Raw genomic sequence first — 21,808 nt, 5'->3', positions numbered from 1 at the left:
GTTGATTTGTTAAAAAGATTAAAAGAAAAGTCAAATATTGAAAAAACAAGAGCTACAATGAACAAGAGAATTAGTTTTATTTTTGGCATTATTGTGTTCATTTTTGCAATTATAGTATTGCGCCTCGGTTATCTACAAATTGCCCAAGGTTCTCATTATAAACAGTTGATAAAAAATAGTGAAAATATTACTGTAAATGAATCTGTACCTAGAGGCAGAATACTAGATCGAAATGGAAAAGTAATTGTAGATAATGCATCAAAAATGTCTATTACATACACACGTGGTAAAAAAACGTCACAGTCTGAAATATTAGACACAGCAACAAAACTTTCAAAACTCATTAAAATGGATACGGATAGTATTACTGATAGAGATAAACAAGATTTTTGGGTGCAAAAGCATCCACAAAAATCTAAAGACATGATGCAACATGAAGAAAGTTTATTAAATGACGGTAGCATTACGCAAGAACAATATGACGAAACATTACGTAACAAAATCACTAAAAAACAATTGGATTCTCTTAGTGATGATGATTTACAAGTGTTAGCAATTTATAGAGAAATGATGGCTGGCTCAACTCTAGATCCACAAACTATTAAAAATGAAGATGTCAGTGAGGAAGAGTACGCAGCCGTATCACAAAAACTTTCAGATTTACCTGGTGTAAATACTGCAATGGACTGGGATCGAAAATATCCTTATGGCGATACATTGCGTGGTATTTTAGGTGACGTATCGACATCTAAAGAAGGTATACCTAAAGAATTAACAGATAAATACTTATCTAAAGGTTATTCACGAAATGATCGTGTCGGCAAATCTTACTTAGAATATCAATATGAAGATGTATTACGTGGTAAAAAGAAAGAAATGAAATATACTACGGATAAATCAGGAGAGATAATTGATTCTAAAGTAGTCAACCCTGGTTCACGTGGAGATGACTTAGTACTTTCTATTGATGTAGACTTGCAAAAGAAAACTGAAGAATATCTAGAAGAGCAAATTAAAAAATTGCGTAGTGAAGGTGCTAAGGATATGGACAATGCTTTGATGGTTGTTCAAAATCCTAATAATGGAGACGTCTTAGCAATGGTAGGTAAACAAATTGATAAAGATGGTAGTCTCACTGATTTTGATATCGGAACATTTACAGCACAATATACTGTAGGTTCGTCAGTTAAAGGTGGTACACTCTTAGCTGGTTATCAAAACGATGCTATTAATGTTGGAGAAGAAATGATTGATGAACCGCTCGAATTTTCAGGTGGATTGAAAAAACATTCTTACTTTAACCAAGATGGAAAAGTAAGAATTGATGATAAAGAAGCATTAATGCATTCTTCCAACGTTTACATGTTTAAAACTGCTTTAAAAATTGCTGGGTCACCATATACACCAAATATGAACTTACCTTCAGATATTTCCATTGCTGGTCAAAAACTACGTAAAGGTCTTAATCAAGTTGGTCTCGGTGTGAAGACAGGTATAGATTTACCAAATGAAACAAGTGGTCAAATTGAGCCATTAAATAATAATCCTGGTAACTACCTTGATTTAGCTATTGGTCAATATGATACTTATACTCCTTTACAGTTGTCTCAATATGTTTCAACGATTGCTAATAATGGTTATCGTATTCAACCACATATCGGTCTTCAAATTCATGATGCAACTAATAAAGATTCATTAGGTCCTGTCAAACACAAAGTTAAAGGCAACGTGTTAAATAGAGTAAACAACACGCAAGATCAAATTGACCAAGTTCAAGAAGGTTTTGATATGGCGTTTAACGAAGAAGAAGGAACTGGTTATGAAAGCTTTAATGATACTACCGTTCCAAGTGCTGGTAAAACTGGTACTGCCGAAGTATTCAAAGATGGTAAACCTAAAGTTAACTCAACTTATATTGGTTATGCACCAATAAAAGATCCACAATTAGCATTTTCAATAGTTTATACGAATCAACCTGTTCCTGAACCATGGTTAAATGGTGGAGATGTTGGTAGAGATGTTATAGATTATTATTTTAAAAATAAAAAATAATGGCATTTAGCTATTAAAAGTAACATAATTTAATTACAAAACGTTGATGTATGGCATTTGGTATAAAATAATACTTTTCAATTTTCATGCAAAGTGGTATGATTAATTAGTCGTATTTTGAAAAGGTAAGGAGGAATTAGCATGCGCGTAAACGTAACTTTAGCTTGCACAGAATGTGGTGAAAGAAACTACATTTCAACAAAAAATAAACGTACTAATCCTGAACGTATAGAAATGAAAAAACACTGTGCTAGAGACAATAAACATACATTGCACCGTGAAACAAAATAATAATGTCTGAAGATAACCAGGTTCTTGATGAACCTGGTTATTTTTATGTCAGTGAGTGATTAATGACATGATAATGGAATAACGTTATAATAAGGACAGTATAAATAAAAATGAAGGTGAACATGTGGATAAAAAAACATTGCGCACAAATATGATTAAACAAATGAAATCATTTGTTGGTGAAGCTAAACGCACAGCTGATTTACATCTTGCTACTCAATTATATCAATCAATAACATATCAATCTGCACAACGTATTGGGATTGTTTTAGCAATGAGTCACGAAGTAGATACATATCAAATTATTAAACATATGCTTAATGACGGCAAAGAGGTATTTGTACCTCATACTGATTATGAGAATCGTGTTATGACATTTAAAGAAATTAACGATTTATCTCAAATTGGTAAGGATGACAAGGGGATTAACTATATTACTGCAGACACAACGATAACAAATGAGCTAAACTTAGTTATTGTACCGGGAGTAGTTTTTAATGACCAAGGATACCGTATAGGCTATGGTGGAGGCTATTTTGATAAATTTTTAAGCCAACACGAACAACAAACACTGAGTTTAATTTATGATTTCCAATTAAACGATTTCGAACCAGAGTCTCATGATCAACCAGTAGAAACATATATTGTAGCAACAACTAAATGACGGAGGCAAAAATGATTACAAAAAAGCATTTTTGGAAATGTGTTTATTTATGGATTAGATATTATAATTATCAACTTAAACACTATAACCAAGATACAGAAGAAGTTTGGTTAGCGCATAAACAACGACAAACAATAAAAATATTTAGAAACGACGTGCAATCAGCACAAGAAATTCGATTAACAAAAGAGAGAATTCAAGAACACAGAGAAGATATCGCAAACTTTGTTGATTTTGAACCTCAAAACATAGACATTTACTGTTTTACAAATAACCAATTTGTTGAAGAACATTTAAATGAACATCAACCTATAAAACTAACAATTAAAGTATTACATAATGATGTAAGTATTGAACGCACTATGCCTAATTACATTATGAAACGATTGTATCAAAACAATAATGCGAAACACACAACTACTACATACAAACAAAAATCATTAAATCAAAGTCCTATTGAAAAACACATGATAAAATTTTCACCAGTCACTTATACATTGATAGGTATTAACGTCATTATATGGCTATTAATGATTTTATTTTTCAATCGTTTTTCAGAATTAAAACTATTAGATGTAGGTGGATTAGTACACTTTAATGTAGTACATGGAGAATGGTATCGATTAATTTCTTCCATATTTTTACATTATAATTTTGAACATATCTTAATGAATATGCTAAGTCTCTTTATTTTTGGCAAAATAGTGGAATCTATCGTCGGTCATTGGAGAATGTTAGTAATATTCTTATTCTCAGGGTTATTTGCGAATTTTGCTTCATTATCATTTAATATTGATACTATTTCAGTAGGAGCAAGTGGTGCAATTTTCGGTCTTATCGGTTCATTATTTGGATTTATGTATATAAGTAAGATTTTTGAACGCAAATTAGTCGGTCAATTGCTTATCGCATTAGTAATCTTGATTGGTATTTCGTTATTTATGGATAACATCAATGTTTGGGCTCATATCGGTGGTTTTATTGGTGGTTTGTTCATTACACTTTTAGCATATTATTTTACCGCAAATCGTAATGTTTTTTGGATTTTACTGGTGCTAATTTTAATATTATTTATCGCATCACAAATAAGAATCTATACAATTAAAGAAGATAATATTTATAACACTATTATTGCTAAACAGATGAAGGAAGATAAATATAAAGAGGCTAAGCAAATGGTTGCTGAAACAATCGACAAAAATTATGCCGATGATGAAACATACTATTTAAAGGGATTGATTACGACTACTGTTGATTCTAGAGCTGAAGCTATTTCCGATTGGGAACGTGGACTGAAAACATTTCCTGATTCTGGATTGTTAAACTACGAGTTAGCTGTCGCTAACCGTGCATTAGACGATAAAGATGAAGCATTGAAATATATCAATGCAGCATTAAAATTAAATCCTGGTAATGAAAATTATCAAAATTTAAAAAAAGAATTGGAAGACTAATATGCAAGAACAAATTAACGACTTTTATGATGTCTTACAGTTATTAAAAAAATATGGTTTCATTGTTTATTTTAAAGATAACAATGATACGCTAGAAATGATTGAGCAAGAAATTAATTCTTTATATCATTATAATTTATTATCAAAACATAATTATCTAAAATGTAAAATGATAATTAGTCAACGCAGGGAATAATAAACGAAATTGTCTATATAAACCTAGAATAGTCATGACTATTCTAGGTTTTATTTTGTATTATATGAATCAGTAAAATAAAGTTGAGATGTAAGAAATAGTTATATTTACTTCTTTGTGCATTGAAGAAGTTAGTTCAAAAAAATAAAAATTGTATTTTTTAATATTTGTTGCAAAAGAAAACCATAATAAGAGTAAACAAATTGACAAAGTTAACTATAAATTTGATAATTAATGCAAGCTATATAACAGATGAGCACTTGCTATGTATTATGATATAATTTAAGTAACTGAATAAATGAATTCGCGTGTATATATTCATGGTGAACATTTTGTTTAACGACAGCTTTTCTTGTTTTAACGTTTGCTTACAGCTGATAGTGAGTAAATTAGGATTTCAACATAATTCTTAAACACATTGTTTATAACACGCCATCAAACAAACTAGAAAAGGATGAGTAGGTAAATGAGTAAAATTATTTTAGCAGCCGATGTCGGTGGCACAACATGCAAACTTGGAATATTTGATGAACAATTAGAAAGAATAACTAAATGGTCTATAGATACAGATACATCAGATTCAAGTGGATATAACCTATTGAAAAATATTTACGATTCTTTTGTAGCTCAAGTAGCTAATTTAAATTATAACTTTGATGATGTTTTAGGTGTTGGTATTGGGGTGCCAGGACCTGTAGAATTTGAAACGGGAACAGTTAATGGGGCTGTCAATCTGTATTGGCAAGGTAATGTCAACGTGAGAGACATCTTCCAACAGTTTGTGGACTGCCCAGTTTATGTTGATAATGATGCGAATGTAGCTGCTTTAGGTGAAAAACATAAAGGCGCAGGCGAAGGTGCTGAAGATGTTGTAGCAATTACACTTGGTACTGGTCTTGGTGGTGGCATTATTTCAAACGGTGAAATTGTACATGGTCACAATGGATCTGGTGCAGAAATTGGACACTTTAGAGTAGACCATGATCAACGTTTCAATTGTAACTGTGGTAAATCTGGATGTATAGAAACAGTTGCATCAGCGACGGGCGTAGTTAATTTAGTTAATTTTTATTATCCAAAATTAACATTTAAATCATCTATACTAGAATTAATTAAAAATAATAAAGTAACTGCAAAAGCTGTATTTGATGCTGCGAAAGCTGGAGACCAATTTTGCATATTTATAACGGAACGTGTAGCTAATTACATCGCTTATTTATGTAGCATAATTAGTGTGACAAGTAATCCGAAGTATATTGTTTTAGGTGGCGGTATGTCTACGGCAGGTTTAATATTAATTGAAAATATTAAAACAGAATATCATAACTTAACATTTACACCAGCTCAGCACAATACTGAAATCGTTCAAGCACAACTTGGAAATGATGCAGGAATTACTGGCGCTGCTGGTTTAATTTATACGTATGTACTTGAAAAGGACGGTGTCAAATAATGGCAATTGTGGATGTAGTAGTAATTCCTGTTGGAACTGAAGGTCCAAGTGTCAGTAAATATATTGCAGAAATTCAAACCAAATTAAAAGAATACAAAAAAGCTGGTAAAATAGACTATCAATTAACACCTATGAATACTTTAATCGAAGGAGATTTAAAAGATTTATTGGAAGTTGTACAAGTAATCCATGAATTACCTTTTAATAAAGGATTAGATAGAGTCTGTACGAATATACGTATTGATGATCGCCGTGATAAATCTAGAAAAATGGATGAAAAATTAGATTCAGTGCAACAACATTTAGATAAAAGTGGTGACCCAAATGAGAATATCTAATTTAACTTTAGGTCCTGTAGATACCAATACTTATTTTATCGAAAATGATAAAAACATAATTATTGTAGATCCTGCAGCTGAAAGTGGTCAAATTATTCAAAAAGTTAATCAAATTAATAAAACAGTAAAAGCAGTGGTGTTAACACATGCTCATTTTGATCATATAGGTGCTTTGAATGATATTGTTACAAAGTATAATGTACCTGTTTATATGCATTCTAAAGAATTTGATTTTCTTACGAACACTCAAAAAAATGGCTCTGAAAAATTCAAACAATTTGGTTTACCTGCCATTACAAGTGATGTAAAGCCTGAACCATTAAGTGAAGGAAAAGCACAAATTGCAGATTTCACTTTCGATGTATTGCATACACCAGGACATTCACCGGGCAGTTTAACTTTTGTTTTTCCTGACTTTGCTGTAGTTGGTGACACTTTATTTAAACAAGGTATTGGTAGAACAGACTTATACCAAGGTGATTATGAGACTTTAGTGGACTCAATCAAAGATAAATTATTTGAATTAGATGGTGATTTACCATTATTCCCTGGACATGGACCACATACTACAGTTGATGATGAACAATTAAATCCATATTTATAAATAGCAAGTAAAATTATCACCTTCTACGTGTATATATGTAGGAGGTGATTTTTTGAAATTGTTATTTGAAGATATTATGACCAAGGCCATAAAACAGAAAACGTCTGATATTCATTTTATACCAGTCGAAAATGAAGTAGTTATTAAATTGCGGGTGAATGAAAGTTTAATAGATTTTCAAAAAATGACTAAGCATACCTATGCTAAACTATTAACTTATATGAAATATCAAGCATGCCTAGATGTTTCTACACACCACATTGCACAAAGTGGCCGTTATATTTATAACTATAAGCAGTTATATTACTTACGTATTTCCACGTTGCCGTTATCATTAGGAATTGAAAGCTGTGTTATTAGAATAATTCCACAATACTTCTACCAATCAACTGAAGAAATGCAATTGGATTATTTATATCATTTAATGACGAAAAAACAAGGCTTGGTGTTATTCACAGGTCCAACAGGCTCGGGGAAAAGTACATCAATGTATCAAATGAGTTTGTATGCAAAAGAACAATTAAATTTAAATGTGATTACTATTGAAGACCCAGTTGAAAGAATTATAGATGGTATTACGCAAATTTCGGTAAACACTAAAGCTGGCATTGACTATCACAATTCTTTTAAAGCTATTTTAAGATGCGATCCAGACGTAATCTTAATTGGTGAAATAAGAAATGCTGAAATAGCTAAACAAGTCATACACGCGAGTTTAAGTGGACATCTTGTTTTGACAACATTACATGCCAATAGTTGTGAAGGGGCATTACTTCGTTTATTAGAAATGGGGCTCACAAATCAGGAATTAGTACAAACTATTATTAATATTACTAACCAACGACTCATTACTTCTAATGACAAGCATCGATATTTAGTAGCAGAAAGCTTATCACATGAAGATATACATTACTTCTTTAACAATAATTATAGACTACCAGAAGATTTCCAAACTTTGCCGAATATATTACAACGATTATCGCAAAAGGGGGTTATTTGTGAAAAAGTGGTACAAAAATACATTTAACCAAAAAAAGCTCAGTGATAAGGATAAAATTAGTCTTATTGGTCGTTTACATGATTTACTTACACATGGTTTTACAATTTCTGAGGCATTTCACTTTATAATAAAACAATACAACATTCCAGAACAGTATAAAGCTGAGTTACTGGCATATATAGCTGAAGGTGCAACGTGTAATCAACTGTTATCACAGCTAAAGTATCCAAAACCCACGATAATGTTAGTATTATTTGCTGAAAAATTTAGCGATTTAAACGAATGTTTACCACATATTCAAGACTATTTAAAAAGAAACTATGAAGTAAAGCTATACTTGTTAAAAGCTTTACAATACCCCGTTATTTTATGTAGTATATTCTTCTTGATGCTCACCATTTTAAATCATACAGTTATTCCAGAGTTTGAAACGTTATTTGCAACAATGGATGTGACTCGTTCTCCATTTCAACACTTATTGACATACTCGATTATGGTCTTACCGAAATTTATTAGTATATTTTTTATTAGTATATTCCTCATTTTAATTATTATGCGTAAAATTATTCAACGTTTACCCATTAATAAACAAATTAGATTACTTTCTAAGCTTCCAATTTTCCACCATTATTACCGTTTATATAAAACATATCAATTTGCTTCTGAATTCGCGTTATTTTACAAACACGGTGTTACCTTGCATCACATCGTAAACTTATATCAGCAACAGGAAGATTTATACCTCAATTATTTAGCTTCTGTAATTGCAATTCATACCACTAAAGGAGATACATTAGACCAAATATTATCACGTGTACCTTGTATTGAAACAGAATTAATTACATTTATACAACAAGGTGAACGCAGTGGTAAATTAGGTATTGAGCTACAACTTTATAGCACAATCATTATTGATAAAATTCAAAATAGATTTCAACAGCAAATTCGTTTTATACAACCCACAATCTTTCTAATACTAGCGATATTAATTGTCGCACTTTACGCAGTAATTATGCTACCGATGTTTGATTTAATGCAAACTTTAAAATAATAACTTATTAAAAGGAGTAAATATGAAAAAAATGTATAAAAGAACTGTTACAAAAGCTTTTACATTAATAGAAATGTTACTCGTACTATTAATCATTAGTTTATTACTCATACTAATAATCCCTAATATTGCAAAACAATCAAAGCATATACAAAATACAGGTTGTAAAGCACAATTAAAAATGGTCGATAGCCAAATAGAAGCATACACATTAAAAAATAATCAAGCACCAGCAACAATAGATGACCTTGTTCGAGAGGGGTATATTAAAGAGAATCAAAAACAATGTAAATCCGGTGCAAATATTACAATTACTAATGGTGAAGCTGTTGCTAGCTAGGCACGCATTTACTTATATTGAAATGTTATTTGTTTTATCAATTATTGCGATTATATTGTATATGCAAATGAAATTTCTACATGACACACACAGCGTTTATACACGTGACAATCAAATTCAGCAGTTGATTCTAAAATTTTACTATTTTAAATCTAAAGCAATTAAAGAAAACCAATCTATAACAATGTTTTTCAAACCATATAATCAAGAAATATCTATGATGGATATGCAAAATACATCATATCAACCCATACTAATTACTAATGGTTTCATCCATCCTAAAACTAATTTAAAACACCTGACATTTGATAAACATGGTAATACACATCAATTTGGTTCATTATATATTAAATTACAGCAGCAACTTTTCCGAATAATATTTAATATTGAAAAAGGGACTATTAGATATGAAAAAGTTAAAGAGTAATATATTGCTGGATAGTTTATTAACATTTTCACTAATCATGACGCTTTGCCTCGAAATTATTCCATTAACTTATCAATTAGAAACTACACTTCAAAATCAATTGAACAAACTAGAGGCTAAAAGAATTTTACTTTATGATTTAACTTTATCCAAGACTATTGATAAAAAGTCTAAAACAATTGCTCAATATAAAATTACCTATCATTTAAAAAACGTGTGTATTAAGAATCACAGTTTGAAAGAAGATCTTTGCTATGAATATAAGAATAAAAAGCTTTAGTTTTATCGAAATGCTATTTACGATGTTGATTTTAACAATTGCTGCTCATTTACTCCCATTACTTATCAAACAAGCAGTACTATTTAATTCACATTACACCTCTACACAATATATAGAACTAGAATTATTTGCACGTGATATCACTCAATCTATCGTTACTTCACAACATAAATTAACAATTATTCATCCCCAGAAATTTTCAATAGCAACCTCGAAAAATCAAACATATTCTTATAGTTATAAAAATGGAAAAGTTATTAAACAAGTAAATGATACCGGATACATTATTTTATTGAATAATGTATTATCTTTTCGTGTAGCAACAATAGCAACCCATCATTTAGCAATACATTTAAAATTAGTAGAAAAGGGGGAATATTTTGAAAAAACAATCTATTTATAGTATGAAAGGGTTTTTATCCTCTTTTGTTGCCGGGTTTTTTATGCTATATTTATCTTTAATATCTTTCTATTTAATTCATCATAGTTTAAAACTTAAAACTTTAAATAATATAGAAAAATATTATGATTCCCAAATTGAAAAACACATATAAAAGGAAGATTTCATTCATGAATAGTGCTTTAACGCCAATAGTATTAATAGGATTTATGGGTACTGGCAAAACAACATTAGGTCAGTACATGGCAAAAGCTAATAATTACACATATATTGATTTAGATCATTATATTGTAGAACAAGAACAAAGAACCATCCCAGAAATTTTCGAGTCAGATGGTGAATCTGTTTTTAGACAATTAGAAGCATTTTATTTACAACAATGTCTCGAACAGTACGATATTATTGCTACTGGTGGAGGTATTATTGAAGGTGAACAATCGCTCCAATTGTTGAAACAAGTAAAATATGTTTATTGGTTAGATTGTGAATTAGAGGTTTTATATGAACGTGTGAAATCCGACGAAAATCGACCGAACGCGAATAACAAAACATTTCCTGAATTAAAATGGTTGTATTTATCTAGGGTTTCAAGATATAATGAAATCGCATTCAAAAAAGTTAATAGTAATCAAAAACTTTGTGATTTACAGAGTGAAATTATACAAAGTTTGATTAGCGATTGATCAGTGTTGGAGAGAATGACAATGTATAAACGTCATCGCCGAAGGTGCAAGTTTAACGAAACTCTCAGGCAAAAGGATAACACTGTGACGCGTTCCTGAATAATGAGACAGGGTAGCTTATTTAGCTATCCTGTTTTTTTAATAAATATTTAATTGGGGGTATCTTGATGTCTAGTAATCTTAAACAAACGCCATTGTACCAAACATTTGTGGACAGTGGAGCTAAAATTGTAGAATTTGGTGGTTGGGCAATGCCTGTCCAGTTTTCTAGTATTAAAGAAGAACATAATGCTGTTCGAACTGCGGTAGGATTATTTGATGTTAGTCATATGGGAGAAGTACTAATAGAAGGTCCAGAAGCTGACCAATTGGTTCAATACCTACTTTCAAATGATACCGATCAGCTTACTACAGAAAAAGCACAATATACTGCTTTATGTAATGAGGATGGTGGCATTATTGATGATTTAATAACATACAAATTAGCTGACCAATCTTATTTACTTGTTGTCAATGCAGGTAATACAGATAAAGATTTTGAATGGATGCAACAACATGCACAAGATTTTGATGCTCAAGTAACGAATGTATCAAACCAATATGGTCAATTGGCAGTTCAAGGTCCTGAGGCACGTGGACTTATACAGGAGCATGTAGATATTGACGTATCCGAAATGAAACCATTTGAATTCAAAACAAACGTATCTTGTTTTGGTAAAAATGTAATTCTTTCACAATCAGGTTATACCGGTGAAGATGGTTTTGAAATTTATTGTGAAGCACAAGATACTGTAGAAATATGGGATAACCTTATTGATAACAATGTAGTACCTTGTGGATTAGGTGCTAGAGATACACTAAGATTGGAAGCTGGTTTACCTTTACATGGTCAAGATTTAACTGAATCAATCACACCATATGAAGCTGGAATTGCTTTTGCGGCTAAGCCATTAATAGAGGCTGATTTTATAGGGAAATCTGTATTAAAAGATCAAAAAGAAAATGGATCTAAACGCAGAGCTGTTGGATTAGAAATGATAGATAAAGGCATTCCAAGAACTGGTTATAAAGTATATGACCTGGATAATAATGAAATTGGTGAAGTAACTTCGGGTACGCAATCTCCATTTTCTGGTAAATCAATCGCTTTAGCATTAATTGAGAGAAGCGAATTTGAATTAGATAAAGAAGTATTGGTTCAGGTTAGAAAGAGAAAAGTTAAAGCTAAAATCGTTAAAAAAAATCAAATTTCAAAATAGTATTGAGGGGTGTACAAAGTGAGTCATCGTTATATTCCATTAACTGAACAAGATAAACAAGAAATGTTAGATGTTATAGGTGCGAAGTCCATTGATGAATTATTTGGAGATGTACCTAAAGATATTTTATTAAACGACGAATTACAAATTGCTAATGCTGTTCCGGAAACAACATTATTTAGAAAGTTAAGTCAAATCGCAAGTAAAAACGTCACTAAAGAAACACATACATCATTTTTAGGTGCCGGTGTATATGATCATTATGCGCCATCTGTAGTTGATGCTATGATTTCTAGATCAGAATTTTACACTGCATATACGCCATACCAACCTGAAATATCACAAGGGGAATTACAAGCTATTTTTGAATTCCAAACGTTAATTTGTGAATTAACAGATATGGATATTGCCAATTCTTCTATGTATGATGGAATGACAAGTTTTGCAGAGGCATGTATTTTAGCCTTCAACCAAACTAGAAAAAATAAAATTGTCGTTTCTAAAGGCATGCATTACCAAGCATTACAAGTGTTGAAAACATATGTAAAAACACGTGAAGAGTTTGAAATTGTAGAAGTTGATTTAGATGGTACTATTACAGATTTAGATAAATTAGAAAAAGCAATAGATGATGATACTGCTGCAGTTGCAGTACAATATCCTAACTTCTATGGTTCTATTGAAGATTTGGAAAAAATTCAATCCTTTATCGAATCTAAAAAAGCATTGTTTATTGTCTATGCGAATCCACTTGCACTTGGCTTATTAACTCCACCTGGTACTTTTGGAGCTGATATTGTTGTTGGTGATACGCAACCGTTCGGTATTCCAGCACAATTTGGTGGACCACACTGTGGCTTTTTCGCAACAACTAAAAAATTAATGCGTAAAATACCTGGTCGCTTAGTTGGTCAAACAGAAGATGATGATGGTAACCGTGGCTTTGTATTAACATTACAAGCACGTGAACAACATATTCGTCGTGACAAAGCAACCTCAAACATTTGTTCAAACCAAGCATTAAATGCACTGGCTTCATCAATATGTATGTCAGCACTTGGTAAACAAGGCATATATGATATCGCAGTTCAAAACTTTGAAAATGCTAACTATGCAAAAGAACAATTTAAAGCACAAGGTTTTAAAGTTGCAGAAGGTACATCATTTAACGAATTTGTTGTAACATTTGATAAACCAATCGCAGAAATTAACCAATTATTAGCTGAAGAAGGCTTCATTGGTGGTTTCGATTTAGGCCAAGTAGATTCAAACTTAGCACAAAATATGTTAATTGCAGTAACTGAGTTAAGAACAAAAGATGAAATAGATACATTTGTTGAGAAAGCAGGTGAACTCAATGGTAGTAAGTAAATCAACACCATTAATATTCGAACGTTCTAAAAAGGATAGATATGCTTATTCCTTGCCGCAAAAAGAAATTGATAATGATGCAGTTAATCGTCTTTTAGATGATAAGTTCATTAGAAAAAACAAAGCAGAATTCCCTGAAGTAGCTGAATTAGATTTAGTGCGTCATTATACTGAATTATCTAATAAAAACTTTGGTATCGATTCAGGTTTTTATCCACTTGGTTCTTGTACGATGAAATATAATCCAAAAATCAATGAAAAAGTGGCACGAATACCTGGATTTGCGGAATCACATCCATTACAAGAAGAAGATCAAGTACAAGGTTCACTGGAAATTGTTCATAATTTACAAGAAGAACTGAAAGCAATTACTGGTATGGATGAAGTTACATTACAACCCGCAGCAGGCGCTCATGGTGAATGGACGGCTTTAATGATCTTTAAAGCATACCATCAAAAAAATGGTGAAGGTCATCGTAATGAAGTAATAGTACCAGACTCAGCACACGGTACTAACCCAGCATCAGCTGCTTTTGCAGGTTTTAAAGCTGTCACTGTTAAATCAAATGAACGTGGAGAAGTCGATGTTGAAGATTTGAAGCGTTTAGTTAATGAAAATACAGCTGCTATTATGTTAACGAATCCAAATACTTTAGGTATTTTCGAAAAGAATATTATGGACATCCGCAACATTGTTCATGAAGCAGGTGGATTATTGTATTATGATGGAGCAAACTTAAATGCCATTATGGATAAAGTAAGACCTGGTGACATGGGCTTTGATGCTGTTCACTTAAACTTGCATAAAACGTTCACTGGTCCTCATGGTGGCGGTGGTCCAGGATCTGGTCCTATCGGCGTTAAAAAGGAACTTGCAAGCTTTTTACCAAAACCAATGGTCGTAAAAGAAAATGATACTTTCAAATATGATAATGATATTGAAAATTCCATCGGTCGTGTTAAACCGTTTTATGGTAATTTTGGTATATATTTACGTGCATATACCTACATTCGAACTATGGGTAATTTAGGTTTGAAAGAAGTTTCAGAAGCAGCCGTACTTAATGCGAATTACATTAAAGCACGCTTAAAAGATCATTTTGAAATTCCTTATGAACAATATTGTAAACACGAATTTGTTCTAAGTGGTTCTAAGCAAAAATCTGAAGGTGTTCGAACATTAGATATGGCGAAACGCTTATTGGATTTTGGTGTACATCCACCAACAATTTATTTCCCACTTAACGTAGAAGAGGGTATGATGATTGAACCAACAGAAACCGAATCCAAAGAGACTTTAGACTATTTTTGTGACTCTATGATTCAAATTGCTGAAGAAGCTAAAAATGATCCGGATAAAGTGTTAGAAGCACCACATACTACTATTATTGATCGTTTAGATGAAACACAAGCTGCGAGAAAACCTGTTTTAAAATTTGAAAACTTACGTAGCGAAAAATAATTAGAAAACCCCCTGATGAACTTTTAAAGTATCATCAGGGGGTTTTTAAAAATTAGCAACGATTTTTAAGAGTATTTACTTACATTAATTTAGTTGAGCATTACTCTATCATTTAAAATTATTACCATCAATTTATTATTTTTTAGATTTAATTTTGCCAGTCCATTTTTTATAACCGCCTTTGAGCATGTACAAATCAGTGTAACCGTTTTTCTTTAATGTACGTGCTGCACGATAACTCGCAATCCCATTCGCATCACAAAGATAAATAGGTTGGTCTTTTCTTAAACCTTGAAATCTTTGTTTAAACATTGTAATAGGAATATTTCTTGAACCAACAATATGGCCATAATCATAGTCAACTTTTTCTCTAACATCAATGACTTGTGCTTTTCTTAAACCGTTATGAAATTCATTTTGATTTAATTCAGTAACAGCTTTTTTATTAAGCATATAGTTAACTATCATATAAACAATGATAATAATTAGTATTGCTAATGCTATAAACCAAAAACTACTCATCTTGCATCCTCCCTATTTTCCCGATAATATATATTATAAGACTGTTATAACGATTTATCAAAATATTTTTGTTATAATGTTAAAGTTCTGTAAACGATAACAAAAATAAATGTTCTTATTTAATATTGATTGGAGTTTTTTATTGTGACTGAAACTTGGAATTTTATAAATACTGGTAGTAATGATCCTTACTATAACATGGCATTTGATGAGGCATTACTAAATTTTGTATCAAGAGGTGAAATTGACCCAGTTATACGCTTTTATACGTGGAACCCGGCTACCTTGTCAGTGGGATATTTCCAAAGATTAACTAAAGAAATTGACACTGCAAAAGTCAAAGCACTTGGCTATGGTTTAATCAGAAGACAAACCGGTGGTAGAGGTGTACTACATGACAAGGAATTGACTTATAGTGTTATTGTTCCTGAATCACATCCTAACATGCCTAGTACAATAACAGAAGCATATCGTGTTATTTCTGAAGGGTTACTTGAAGGATTCAAATTATTAGGATTTGATGCATATTTCGCAATTCCACGTTCCGAAGAAGAGCGAGAAAAGTTAAAGCAACCACGTAGCGCTGTTTGTTTTGATGCACCTAGTTGGTATGAATTAGTAGTAGAAGGGCGAAAAATTGCCGGTAGTGCACAAGTTCGTCAAAAAGGTGTTATATTACAACACGGTTCTTTATTACAAGATGTTGATATTGATGAACTTTTCGACTTGTTTATTTTTAAAAATGATCGCTTGAAAGATAAAATGAAACAAGCGTTTGTCGATAAAGCTGTAGCAATCAATGATATTGCAGAACGTCATATTTCTATTGCTGAAATGGAATCAGCATTTGAAGCTGGCTTTAAAAAAGGTTTAGATATTGAATTCAAACCACTCAAACTTACGCCATCACAATTACAAGAAGTAGATGAATTAATAATAAAATATAAATCTGATGAATGGAATTATCGTAAATAATGAGCTTCATATGCATCTGCACAATAACTTAATACGCTGTTAATTAAACGATTCAGTTATTGATAGTCTAAAACTGTCGACAAATCTTCTGACTTTGTTGGCAGTTTTTATGCACGCTTTTCCCGGGCACTGCCTTAGCCTATAGTCTGCGGAACGTGCTATTTTGAATAACTTATATAAATAAAAATAAACCTTTCGCAAATTAATGCGAAGGGTTTATCTACGTTTTGAGGCTATGTTACTACTTGTCACTCAGCCCTTTATTTTATAGCATGTTGCAAGTTGTAATTAATGTTTATTACGACGTTTAGATTTTCTAACTGCTCGTTTATATTTCCGCTGATCTGGTGTTAAAAAGAAAAAATAATAAATTAAATAAATAATCCCACCTAATATGGCTAAACTAATAACCATTTGCACGAAACTAAAAATAAACATATCTAAGTTCATAATTAGTCCAAATAGTGCAACCGCTATGACAAAATAAAATAAAATCTGCTTCATCATTGCTATTATGCTCCTTTCATGTAAGTTATTGTTCGTTAATACTTACTTCAGTTAAGTCTTGTTGCCCTGCTTTTAATTTCTTTTTATCTTTGGCACTGTATCCCTCTTTAATTTTAGCTAAAGCTTTTGATAAGTCTTTATTAAGTGTTTTTATATTTTTGTGCTTACTTTTTGCATCTGAAGACATGTCATCAGTATCAACCTTGCCTTCATATGTAGCGTATGCTTTATCAGTATTACTAATTAACTTGTCTAATTTACTTTGTATTTTCTGATCGGCTTTATTTTTAGTTAAGTCTGGTTCAAGTGAATTATAGTCACTAATGACATTAGCAATATCATCATAATATTTTGATGATGCTTTCATATAATTAACACGCTTTTCATTACTTTTAGCTTTTTTCATATTTGCTTTATCTTGCTTCAAATCAGCAATTTTAGCTTTTTGATCAGTTATACTTTGGTTTAGTTCTTGAATATCTAATTTTAAATTATGATTTTTTTCTCGTAAATCAGTCGATTTTTCTTCTAATGGCGCTAGATTTTGACTACCACATCCCGCGAGTATACATGATGCGCCAATAATTGATATTATTTTCTTTTTCATCATTTTCTCCTAATTCAAAAACTATTTATTATCATATTATTTATGCTATCATTTTAATGTATATAAAGAAAATGTACAAATTTATTGAATAGGGGGATTCAGCATGGACAAACTTGAACAATTAAGATCCTTTATTGCACAAAAACATTTAGATGGTGTCATTGTATTATCTGAATATAACAGACGCTATTTATCAGGTTTTACTGGTACGAGCGGGGCGTTACTTATCACAAAAGAGGACCAGTATTTGATTACTGATTTCCGTTATATTGAACAAGCAACAAGTGAAGCACCAGCATTCCATATAATTAATCGACAAAACAGTCTCATTCAATCTCTAAAAGAACAAATAAGCACACTAAATTTACAAAACATTGGTTTTGAAGGAAATTTAGTAAGTTATGATGAGTATTTACAACTCAGTAAATCTTACGTTAGTTTAATTAGTATTAGTGGCGCAATTGAAAAAATTAGAGAAGTTAAAAACCCGACAGAAATTGAAATTATCCAAAGTGCTGCGAATATTGTAGACCAAGCGTATGAGTACATTTTAACAGTAGCCAAAAGTGGTATGACGGAACAACAATTAAAAGCTAAATTAGAAAGTAAATTATTAGAGCTTGGTGCTGAAGGAACATCGTTCTCTACTATTGTTGCATCTGGACATCGTGGTGCCTTGCCTCATGGCGTTGCAAGCGACAAAATTATCGAACAAGGAGATATGATTACCTTAGACTTCGGGGCATATTATCAAGGTTATGCTTCAGATATTACTAGAACATTTGCTATTGGAGAACCTAATCCAAAACTTAAAGAAATTTATAACATTGTATTAGCTGCAAATCAGAAAGCTATAAAAGCTGCTAAAGCTGGTATTTCTAGTAAAGCATTAGATGCGGTTGCCCGTGATTACATTACCAAGCAAGGATATGGTGAGGCATTTGGTCATTCACTTGGACATGGTATCGGTTTAGATGTACATGAAGGGCCAGTTTTAGCAAAAAATACAGACAGTGCCTTACAAGTTAATAATTGTGTTACAATTGAACCCGGCATTTATATAGACGGATTAGGTGGCGTACGTATCGAAGATGATATTTTAATCACAGAAAATGGTTGTCAACGCTTTACTAATTCCACAAAAGACCTTATTATTTTATAGAAGAGCGTATATTTGAGGAGGAAACTGAATGATTTCGGTTAATGATTTTAAAACAGGTTTAACAATTTCAGTAGATAATGGTATTTGGAAAGTAATTGATTTCCAACACGTAAAACCAGGTAAAGGTTCAGCGTTTGTGCGTTCTAAATTACGTAATTTAAGAACAGGTGCTATCCAAGAAAAAACCTTTAGAGCGGGTGAAAAAGTTGAGCAAGCGATGATTGAAAACCGTCGTATGCAATACCTTTATGCAGATGGTGACATGCATGTATTTATGGACAATCAAACTTTCGACCAAATAGAACTAGCAGCTGATTATTTAGAAGATGAACTAAAATACTTAAAAGCTAACATGGAAGTCCAAATTCAAACTTATGAAGGTGAAACTATTGGCGTAGAATTACCTAAAACAGTTGAATTAGAAGTGACTGAAACAGAACCAGGTATCAAAGGAGATACGGCAACAGGAGCTACTAAATCTGCTACTGTTGAAACAGGTTACACTTTAAACGTACCTTTATTCGTTAATGAAGGTGACATTTTGGTAATCAATACAAGCGATGGTAGTTATATTTCAAGAGGCTAAGCCAATAACGAATCTTGGATAATAACTAAACGACAGACAAGCGCTTATGTTAGTGTAATAGTAATAAACTCTATCTGAGTATCAAGTCTACACTCAGCGAGTCAGAAATCATTTCACCTTATATGATTTCTGACTCGCTTTTTATTTTTATGATATAAATACACAAAAATGTAAATTAAAATGATAAAATAATTAATATACGCAATACCAACGTGCATATACTTGAATTGCGTTTTTTAGTCAAGTAAAATAAGCATGGTAGATGAAAACATTCTGAAGGAGTTATATTTATGAATTTTAAAGAGATAAAGGAATTAATAGAAATTTTAGATCAATCAAGTCTTACTGAAATCAATATTGAAGATAAAGGTAATGTAATTAATCTTAAAAAAGAAAAAGAAACTGAAATCATTACACCACAAATTTCACAACAACCTGTTCAACAATCAGTTGCTCCAGCTGAAACACCGGCAACACTACCTAGTGCATCAACGGATGTCACAACTACATCTAATGATAGCGATGCGAAAACAATTAATGCACCAATGGTAGGGACATTTTATAAATCTCCTTCACCAGAAGAAAGCGCCTATGTACAAGTTGGTGATACTGTAGCAAATGACACAACAGTATGTATCTTAGAAGCAATGAAATTATTTAATGAAATTCAAGCTGAAGTTACCGGGGAAATTACTGAAATCTTAGTTGAAGACGGTCAAATGGTTGAGTATGGCCAGCCGTTATTTAAGGTGAAATAATGAATAAAATTTTAATAGCAAATCGCGGAGAAATTGCCGTTAGAATTATTAGAGCATGTCATGAATTAGGATTACAAACAGTAGCTATTTATTCTGAAGGCGATAAAGACGCATTACATACTCAAATAGCAGATGAAGCATACTGCGTTGGACCAACACAATCCAAAGATTCATATTTAAACATCGCAAATATTCTTTCTATTGCAACTTCAACTGGTTGTGATGGCGTACACCCTGGGTACGGTTTTTTAGCTGAAAACGGAGACTTTGCTGAATTATGCGAAGCATGTCAATTGCAATTCATAGGTCCTAATTATGAATCAATTCAAAAAATGGGAATTAAAGACATTGCTAAAGAAGAAATGAAAAAAGCTGATGTTCCAGTTGTTCCTGGTAGCGAAGGATTAATTAAATCTATCGATGATGCAAAAGATATTGCTGAAAAAATAGGTTATCCTGTTATTATTAAAGCTACCGCTGGTGGTGGCGGTAAAGGCATCAGAGTAGCTCGTGATGAAAAAGAATTAGAAAATGGCTATAAGATGACACAACAAGAAGCAGAAACTGCTTTTGGTAATGGGGGTTTATATTTAGAAAAATTCATCGAAAACTTCCGACACATAGAAATTCAAGTCATAGGCGATAAGTTTGGCAATGTAGTTCATTTAGGTGAGCGTGATTGTACAATACAGCGTCGTATGCAAAAACTAGTCGAAGAAGCACCATCACCCATATTAACGCAAGATAAGCGCGAGGAAATGGGACAAGCAGCTATACGCGCAGCTAAAGCAGTTAACTATGAAAATGCGGGTACAATTGAATTTATTTTTGATTTAGATAGTAATAATTTTTATTTCATGGAAATGAATACACGTATCCAAGTTGAACATCCAGTAACTGAGATGGTCACAGGCGTCGATTTAGTTAAATTACAATTAAAAGTGGCCATGGGCGAAGCGATACCTTTCAAACAAGAGGATGTTGTTATAAATGGTCACGCAATGGAATTTCGTATCAACGCAGAAAATCCATACAAAAATTTCATGCCATCTCCAGGTAAAATCACACAGTATTTAACGCCAGGTGGCTTTGGAGTTAGAATTGAATCTGCATGTTATACGGATTATACAATCCCGCCATACTATGATTCTATGGTTGCTAAACTTATAGTACATCAACCTACACGAGAAGAAACAATTATGACTGGATTACGTGCTTTAGGAGAATTTGTAGTTTTAGGAATTGACACGACAATTCCATTCCATATGCGCTTGTTAAATAACGAAACATTTAGAAGTGGTTTATTTAATACAAAATTCTTAGAAACGCATAATATTATGGATGAAGAAACAGACTAGGAGGTTTG

Annotated in this window: 26 protein-coding genes and 1 riboswitch; of the genes, 23 read left to right on the top strand and 3 right to left on the bottom strand. The window is 31.9% G+C overall.

Going from position 1 to position 21,808, the window contains the following annotated elements:
- The first annotated feature begins 6 nt into the window (after positions 1–6).
- The 18 genes from KA845_RS06805 to gcvPB all read left to right on the top strand — a co-directional run bounded on the left by KA845_RS06805 (position 7) and on the right by gcvPB (position 15,325).
- Positions 7–2,052, top strand: coding sequence for a peptidoglycan D,D-transpeptidase FtsI family protein (locus KA845_RS06805; protein WP_107373498.1), 2,046 nt, complete (start codon positions 7–9; stop codon positions 2,050–2,052).
- A 141-nt stretch (positions 2,053–2,193) separates the two neighbouring features.
- Positions 2,194–2,343, top strand: a complete 150-nt coding sequence (gene rpmG / locus KA845_RS06800; protein WP_002509766.1) for a 50S ribosomal protein L33 — start codon at positions 2,194–2,196, stop codon at positions 2,341–2,343.
- 124 nt (positions 2,344–2,467) lie between these two features.
- Positions 2,468–3,007 carry a 5-formyltetrahydrofolate cyclo-ligase gene (locus KA845_RS06795; RefSeq protein WP_210127882.1) on the top strand — a complete coding sequence of 180 codons (540 nt, stop codon included), beginning with the start codon at positions 2,468–2,470 and terminating at the stop codon, positions 3,005–3,007.
- Positions 3,008–3,018: 11 nt separating this feature from the next.
- On the top strand, positions 3,019–4,461 hold the full coding sequence (locus tag KA845_RS06790) for a rhomboid family intramembrane serine protease (protein ID WP_021459928.1): 1,443 nt from the start codon (positions 3,019–3,021) through the stop codon (positions 4,459–4,461).
- A 1-nt stretch (position 4,462) separates the two neighbouring features.
- On the top strand, positions 4,463–4,657 hold the full coding sequence (locus KA845_RS06785) for a YqgQ family protein (RefSeq protein WP_002509763.1): 195 nt from the start codon (positions 4,463–4,465) through the stop codon (positions 4,655–4,657).
- A 466-nt stretch (positions 4,658–5,123) separates the two neighbouring features.
- Entirely contained in the window at positions 5,124–6,110 is a 987-nt protein-coding gene (locus KA845_RS06780) for a glucokinase (RefSeq protein WP_002509762.1), read from the top strand.
- Positions 6,110–6,448, top strand: a complete 339-nt coding sequence (locus tag KA845_RS06775) for an MTH1187 family thiamine-binding protein (protein WP_002509761.1) — start codon at positions 6,110–6,112, stop codon at positions 6,446–6,448. Before KA845_RS06780 ends, KA845_RS06775 begins: the two co-directional genes overlap by 1 nt.
- Positions 6,435–7,052 (top strand): MBL fold metallo-hydrolase, encoded by a 618-nt coding sequence (locus tag KA845_RS06770; protein ID WP_002509760.1) that lies wholly within the window; start codon positions 6,435–6,437, stop codon positions 7,050–7,052. Before KA845_RS06775 ends, KA845_RS06770 begins: the two co-directional genes overlap by 14 nt.
- Before the next feature lie 52 nt (positions 7,053–7,104).
- Positions 7,105–8,079 carry a competence type IV pilus ATPase ComGA gene (gene comGA / locus KA845_RS06765; RefSeq protein ID WP_002509759.1) on the top strand — a complete coding sequence of 325 codons (975 nt, stop codon included), beginning with the start codon at positions 7,105–7,107 and terminating at the stop codon, positions 8,077–8,079.
- Positions 8,051–9,103, top strand: coding sequence for a competence type IV pilus assembly protein ComGB (gene comGB, locus KA845_RS13085; protein ID WP_002509758.1), 1,053 nt, complete (start codon positions 8,051–8,053; stop codon positions 9,101–9,103). The genes comGA and comGB overlap by 29 nt, the downstream gene beginning before the upstream one ends.
- A gap of 31 nt (positions 9,104–9,134) precedes the next feature.
- Positions 9,135–9,443, top strand: coding sequence for a competence type IV pilus major pilin ComGC (gene comGC / locus KA845_RS06755; protein WP_103387866.1), 309 nt, complete (start codon positions 9,135–9,137; stop codon positions 9,441–9,443).
- A complete protein-coding gene (gene comGD / locus KA845_RS06750; protein ID WP_103387867.1) occupies positions 9,433–9,870 on the top strand; it encodes a competence type IV pilus minor pilin ComGD in 438 nt (145 codons plus the stop codon). The genes comGC and comGD overlap by 11 nt, the downstream gene beginning before the upstream one ends.
- On the top strand, positions 9,851–10,150 hold the full coding sequence (locus tag KA845_RS06745) for a hypothetical protein (RefSeq protein WP_002509755.1): 300 nt from the start codon (positions 9,851–9,853) through the stop codon (positions 10,148–10,150). The genes comGD and KA845_RS06745 overlap by 20 nt, the downstream gene beginning before the upstream one ends.
- Entirely contained in the window at positions 10,125–10,553 is a 429-nt protein-coding gene (locus tag KA845_RS06740) for a ComGF family competence protein (protein WP_103387868.1), read from the top strand. The genes KA845_RS06745 and KA845_RS06740 overlap by 26 nt, the downstream gene beginning before the upstream one ends.
- Positions 10,554–10,720: 167 nt before the next feature.
- Positions 10,721–11,233 (top strand): shikimate kinase, encoded by a 513-nt coding sequence (locus KA845_RS06735; protein ID WP_002509752.1) that lies wholly within the window; start codon positions 10,721–10,723, stop codon positions 11,231–11,233.
- Positions 11,230–11,323, top strand: a riboswitch (glycine riboswitch). It overlaps the preceding gene by 4 nt.
- A gap of 77 nt (positions 11,324–11,400) precedes the next feature.
- The gene (gcvT, locus tag KA845_RS06730; protein ID WP_210127880.1) at positions 11,401–12,492 is read left to right on the top strand and encodes a glycine cleavage system aminomethyltransferase GcvT; all 1,092 of its coding nucleotides are present in this window, start codon (positions 11,401–11,403) and stop codon (positions 12,490–12,492) included.
- Positions 12,493–12,510: 18 nt separating this feature from the next.
- Entirely contained in the window at positions 12,511–13,863 is a 1,353-nt protein-coding gene (gene gcvPA, locus KA845_RS06725) for an aminomethyl-transferring glycine dehydrogenase subunit GcvPA (RefSeq protein WP_002509750.1), read from the top strand.
- Positions 13,850–15,325 carry an aminomethyl-transferring glycine dehydrogenase subunit GcvPB gene (gcvPB, locus tag KA845_RS06720; RefSeq protein ID WP_210127879.1) on the top strand — a complete coding sequence of 492 codons (1,476 nt, stop codon included), beginning with the start codon at positions 13,850–13,852 and terminating at the stop codon, positions 15,323–15,325. Before gcvPA ends, gcvPB begins: the two co-directional genes overlap by 14 nt.
- A 135-nt stretch (positions 15,326–15,460) precedes the next feature.
- On the opposite strand, the gene KA845_RS06715 is transcribed toward gcvPB, so the two are convergent.
- Positions 15,461–15,847, bottom strand: a complete 387-nt coding sequence (locus KA845_RS06715) for a rhodanese-like domain-containing protein (protein WP_021459932.1) — start codon at positions 15,845–15,847, stop codon at positions 15,461–15,463.
- A 144-nt stretch (positions 15,848–15,991) separates the two neighbouring features.
- On the opposite strand from KA845_RS06715, the gene KA845_RS06710 reads away from it, so the two are divergent.
- Complete coding sequence (locus KA845_RS06710) at positions 15,992–16,822, top strand: lipoate--protein ligase family protein (protein ID WP_002509747.1); 831 nt, start codon at positions 15,992–15,994, stop codon at positions 16,820–16,822.
- 288 nt (positions 16,823–17,110) lie between these two features.
- On the opposite strand, the gene KA845_RS06705 is transcribed toward KA845_RS06710, so the two are convergent.
- Together KA845_RS06705 and KA845_RS06700 are read right to left on the bottom strand one after the other, a co-directional pair.
- Entirely contained in the window at positions 17,111–17,326 is a 216-nt protein-coding gene (locus KA845_RS06705; RefSeq protein ID WP_107376713.1) for an SA1362 family protein, read from the bottom strand.
- A 28-nt stretch (positions 17,327–17,354) separates the two neighbouring features.
- The gene (locus KA845_RS06700) at positions 17,355–17,936 is read right to left on the bottom strand and encodes a hypothetical protein (RefSeq protein ID WP_103387869.1); all 582 of its coding nucleotides are present in this window, start codon (positions 17,934–17,936) and stop codon (positions 17,355–17,357) included.
- Between the two features lie 103 nt (positions 17,937–18,039).
- Between KA845_RS06700 and KA845_RS06695 the strand changes: the two genes are divergently transcribed.
- The 4 genes from KA845_RS06695 (at position 18,040) to accC (ending at position 21,800) form a co-directional block, all read left to right on the top strand.
- Entirely contained in the window at positions 18,040–19,098 is a 1,059-nt protein-coding gene (locus tag KA845_RS06695; protein ID WP_210127878.1) for a M24 family metallopeptidase, read from the top strand.
- Positions 19,099–19,126: 28 nt separating this feature from the next.
- Entirely contained in the window at positions 19,127–19,684 is a 558-nt protein-coding gene (gene efp / locus KA845_RS06690; protein ID WP_002509743.1) for an elongation factor P, read from the top strand.
- A gap of 290 nt (positions 19,685–19,974) precedes the next feature.
- Positions 19,975–20,442, top strand: a complete 468-nt coding sequence (gene accB / locus KA845_RS06685) for an acetyl-CoA carboxylase biotin carboxyl carrier protein (protein ID WP_002509742.1) — start codon at positions 19,975–19,977, stop codon at positions 20,440–20,442.
- A complete protein-coding gene (accC, locus tag KA845_RS06680; RefSeq protein WP_021459936.1) occupies positions 20,442–21,800 on the top strand; it encodes an acetyl-CoA carboxylase biotin carboxylase subunit in 1,359 nt (452 codons plus the stop codon). Before accB ends, accC begins: the two co-directional genes overlap by 1 nt.
- Positions 21,801–21,808 lie beyond the last annotated feature (8 nt).

The sequence above is a fragment of the Staphylococcus sp. GDX8P114P-2 genome, assembly GCF_017892945.1.
Classification (GTDB): domain Bacteria; phylum Bacillota; class Bacilli; order Staphylococcales; family Staphylococcaceae; genus Staphylococcus; species Staphylococcus arlettae.
The sequence above is the reverse complement of the archived record's forward strand: the minus strand, read 5'-3'. Positions and strand labels throughout refer to the sequence as shown.

What these genes read in the sequence shown, in the direction of transcription:
- accC (WP_021459936.1), top strand. Translation starts at nt 20,442, where the DNA reads ATGAATAAAATTTTAATAGCAAATCGCGGAGAAATTGCCGTTAGAATT.
- comGC (WP_103387866.1), top strand. Translation starts at nt 9,135, where the DNA reads ATGTATAAAAGAACTGTTACAAAAGCTTTTACATTAATAGAAATGTTA.
- accB (WP_002509742.1), top strand. Translation starts at nt 19,975, where the DNA reads ATGAATTTTAAAGAGATAAAGGAATTAATAGAAATTTTAGATCAATCA.
- KA845_RS06705 (WP_107376713.1), bottom strand. Translation starts at nt 17,326, where the DNA reads ATGAAGCAGATTTTATTTTATTTTGTCATAGCGGTTGCACTATTTGGA.
- KA845_RS06745 (WP_002509755.1), top strand. Translation starts at nt 9,851, where the DNA reads ATGAAAAAGTTAAAGAGTAATATATTGCTGGATAGTTTATTAACATTT.
- efp (WP_002509743.1), top strand. Translation starts at nt 19,127, where the DNA reads ATGATTTCGGTTAATGATTTTAAAACAGGTTTAACAATTTCAGTAGAT.
- KA845_RS06695 (WP_210127878.1), top strand. Translation starts at nt 18,040, where the DNA reads ATGGACAAACTTGAACAATTAAGATCCTTTATTGCACAAAAACATTTA.
- rpmG (WP_002509766.1), top strand. Translation starts at nt 2,194, where the DNA reads ATGCGCGTAAACGTAACTTTAGCTTGCACAGAATGTGGTGAAAGAAAC.
- gcvT (WP_210127880.1), top strand. Translation starts at nt 11,401, where the DNA reads ATGTCTAGTAATCTTAAACAAACGCCATTGTACCAAACATTTGTGGAC.
- KA845_RS06700 (WP_103387869.1), bottom strand. Translation starts at nt 17,936, where the DNA reads ATGAAAAAGAAAATAATATCAATTATTGGCGCATCATGTATACTCGCG.
- KA845_RS06715 (WP_021459932.1), bottom strand. Translation starts at nt 15,847, where the DNA reads ATGAGTAGTTTTTGGTTTATAGCATTAGCAATACTAATTATTATCATT.
- KA845_RS06740 (WP_103387868.1), top strand. Translation starts at nt 10,125, where the DNA reads ATGAATATAAGAATAAAAAGCTTTAGTTTTATCGAAATGCTATTTACG.
- KA845_RS06785 (WP_002509763.1), top strand. Translation starts at nt 4,463, where the DNA reads ATGCAAGAACAAATTAACGACTTTTATGATGTCTTACAGTTATTAAAA.
- KA845_RS06780 (WP_002509762.1), top strand. Translation starts at nt 5,124, where the DNA reads ATGAGTAAAATTATTTTAGCAGCCGATGTCGGTGGCACAACATGCAAA.
- gcvPB (WP_210127879.1), top strand. Translation starts at nt 13,850, where the DNA reads ATGGTAGTAAGTAAATCAACACCATTAATATTCGAACGTTCTAAAAAG.
- KA845_RS06735 (WP_002509752.1), top strand. Translation starts at nt 10,721, where the DNA reads ATGAATAGTGCTTTAACGCCAATAGTATTAATAGGATTTATGGGTACT.
- KA845_RS06770 (WP_002509760.1), top strand. Translation starts at nt 6,435, where the DNA reads ATGAGAATATCTAATTTAACTTTAGGTCCTGTAGATACCAATACTTAT.
- KA845_RS06775 (WP_002509761.1), top strand. Translation starts at nt 6,110, where the DNA reads ATGGCAATTGTGGATGTAGTAGTAATTCCTGTTGGAACTGAAGGTCCA.
- KA845_RS06790 (WP_021459928.1), top strand. Translation starts at nt 3,019, where the DNA reads ATGATTACAAAAAAGCATTTTTGGAAATGTGTTTATTTATGGATTAGA.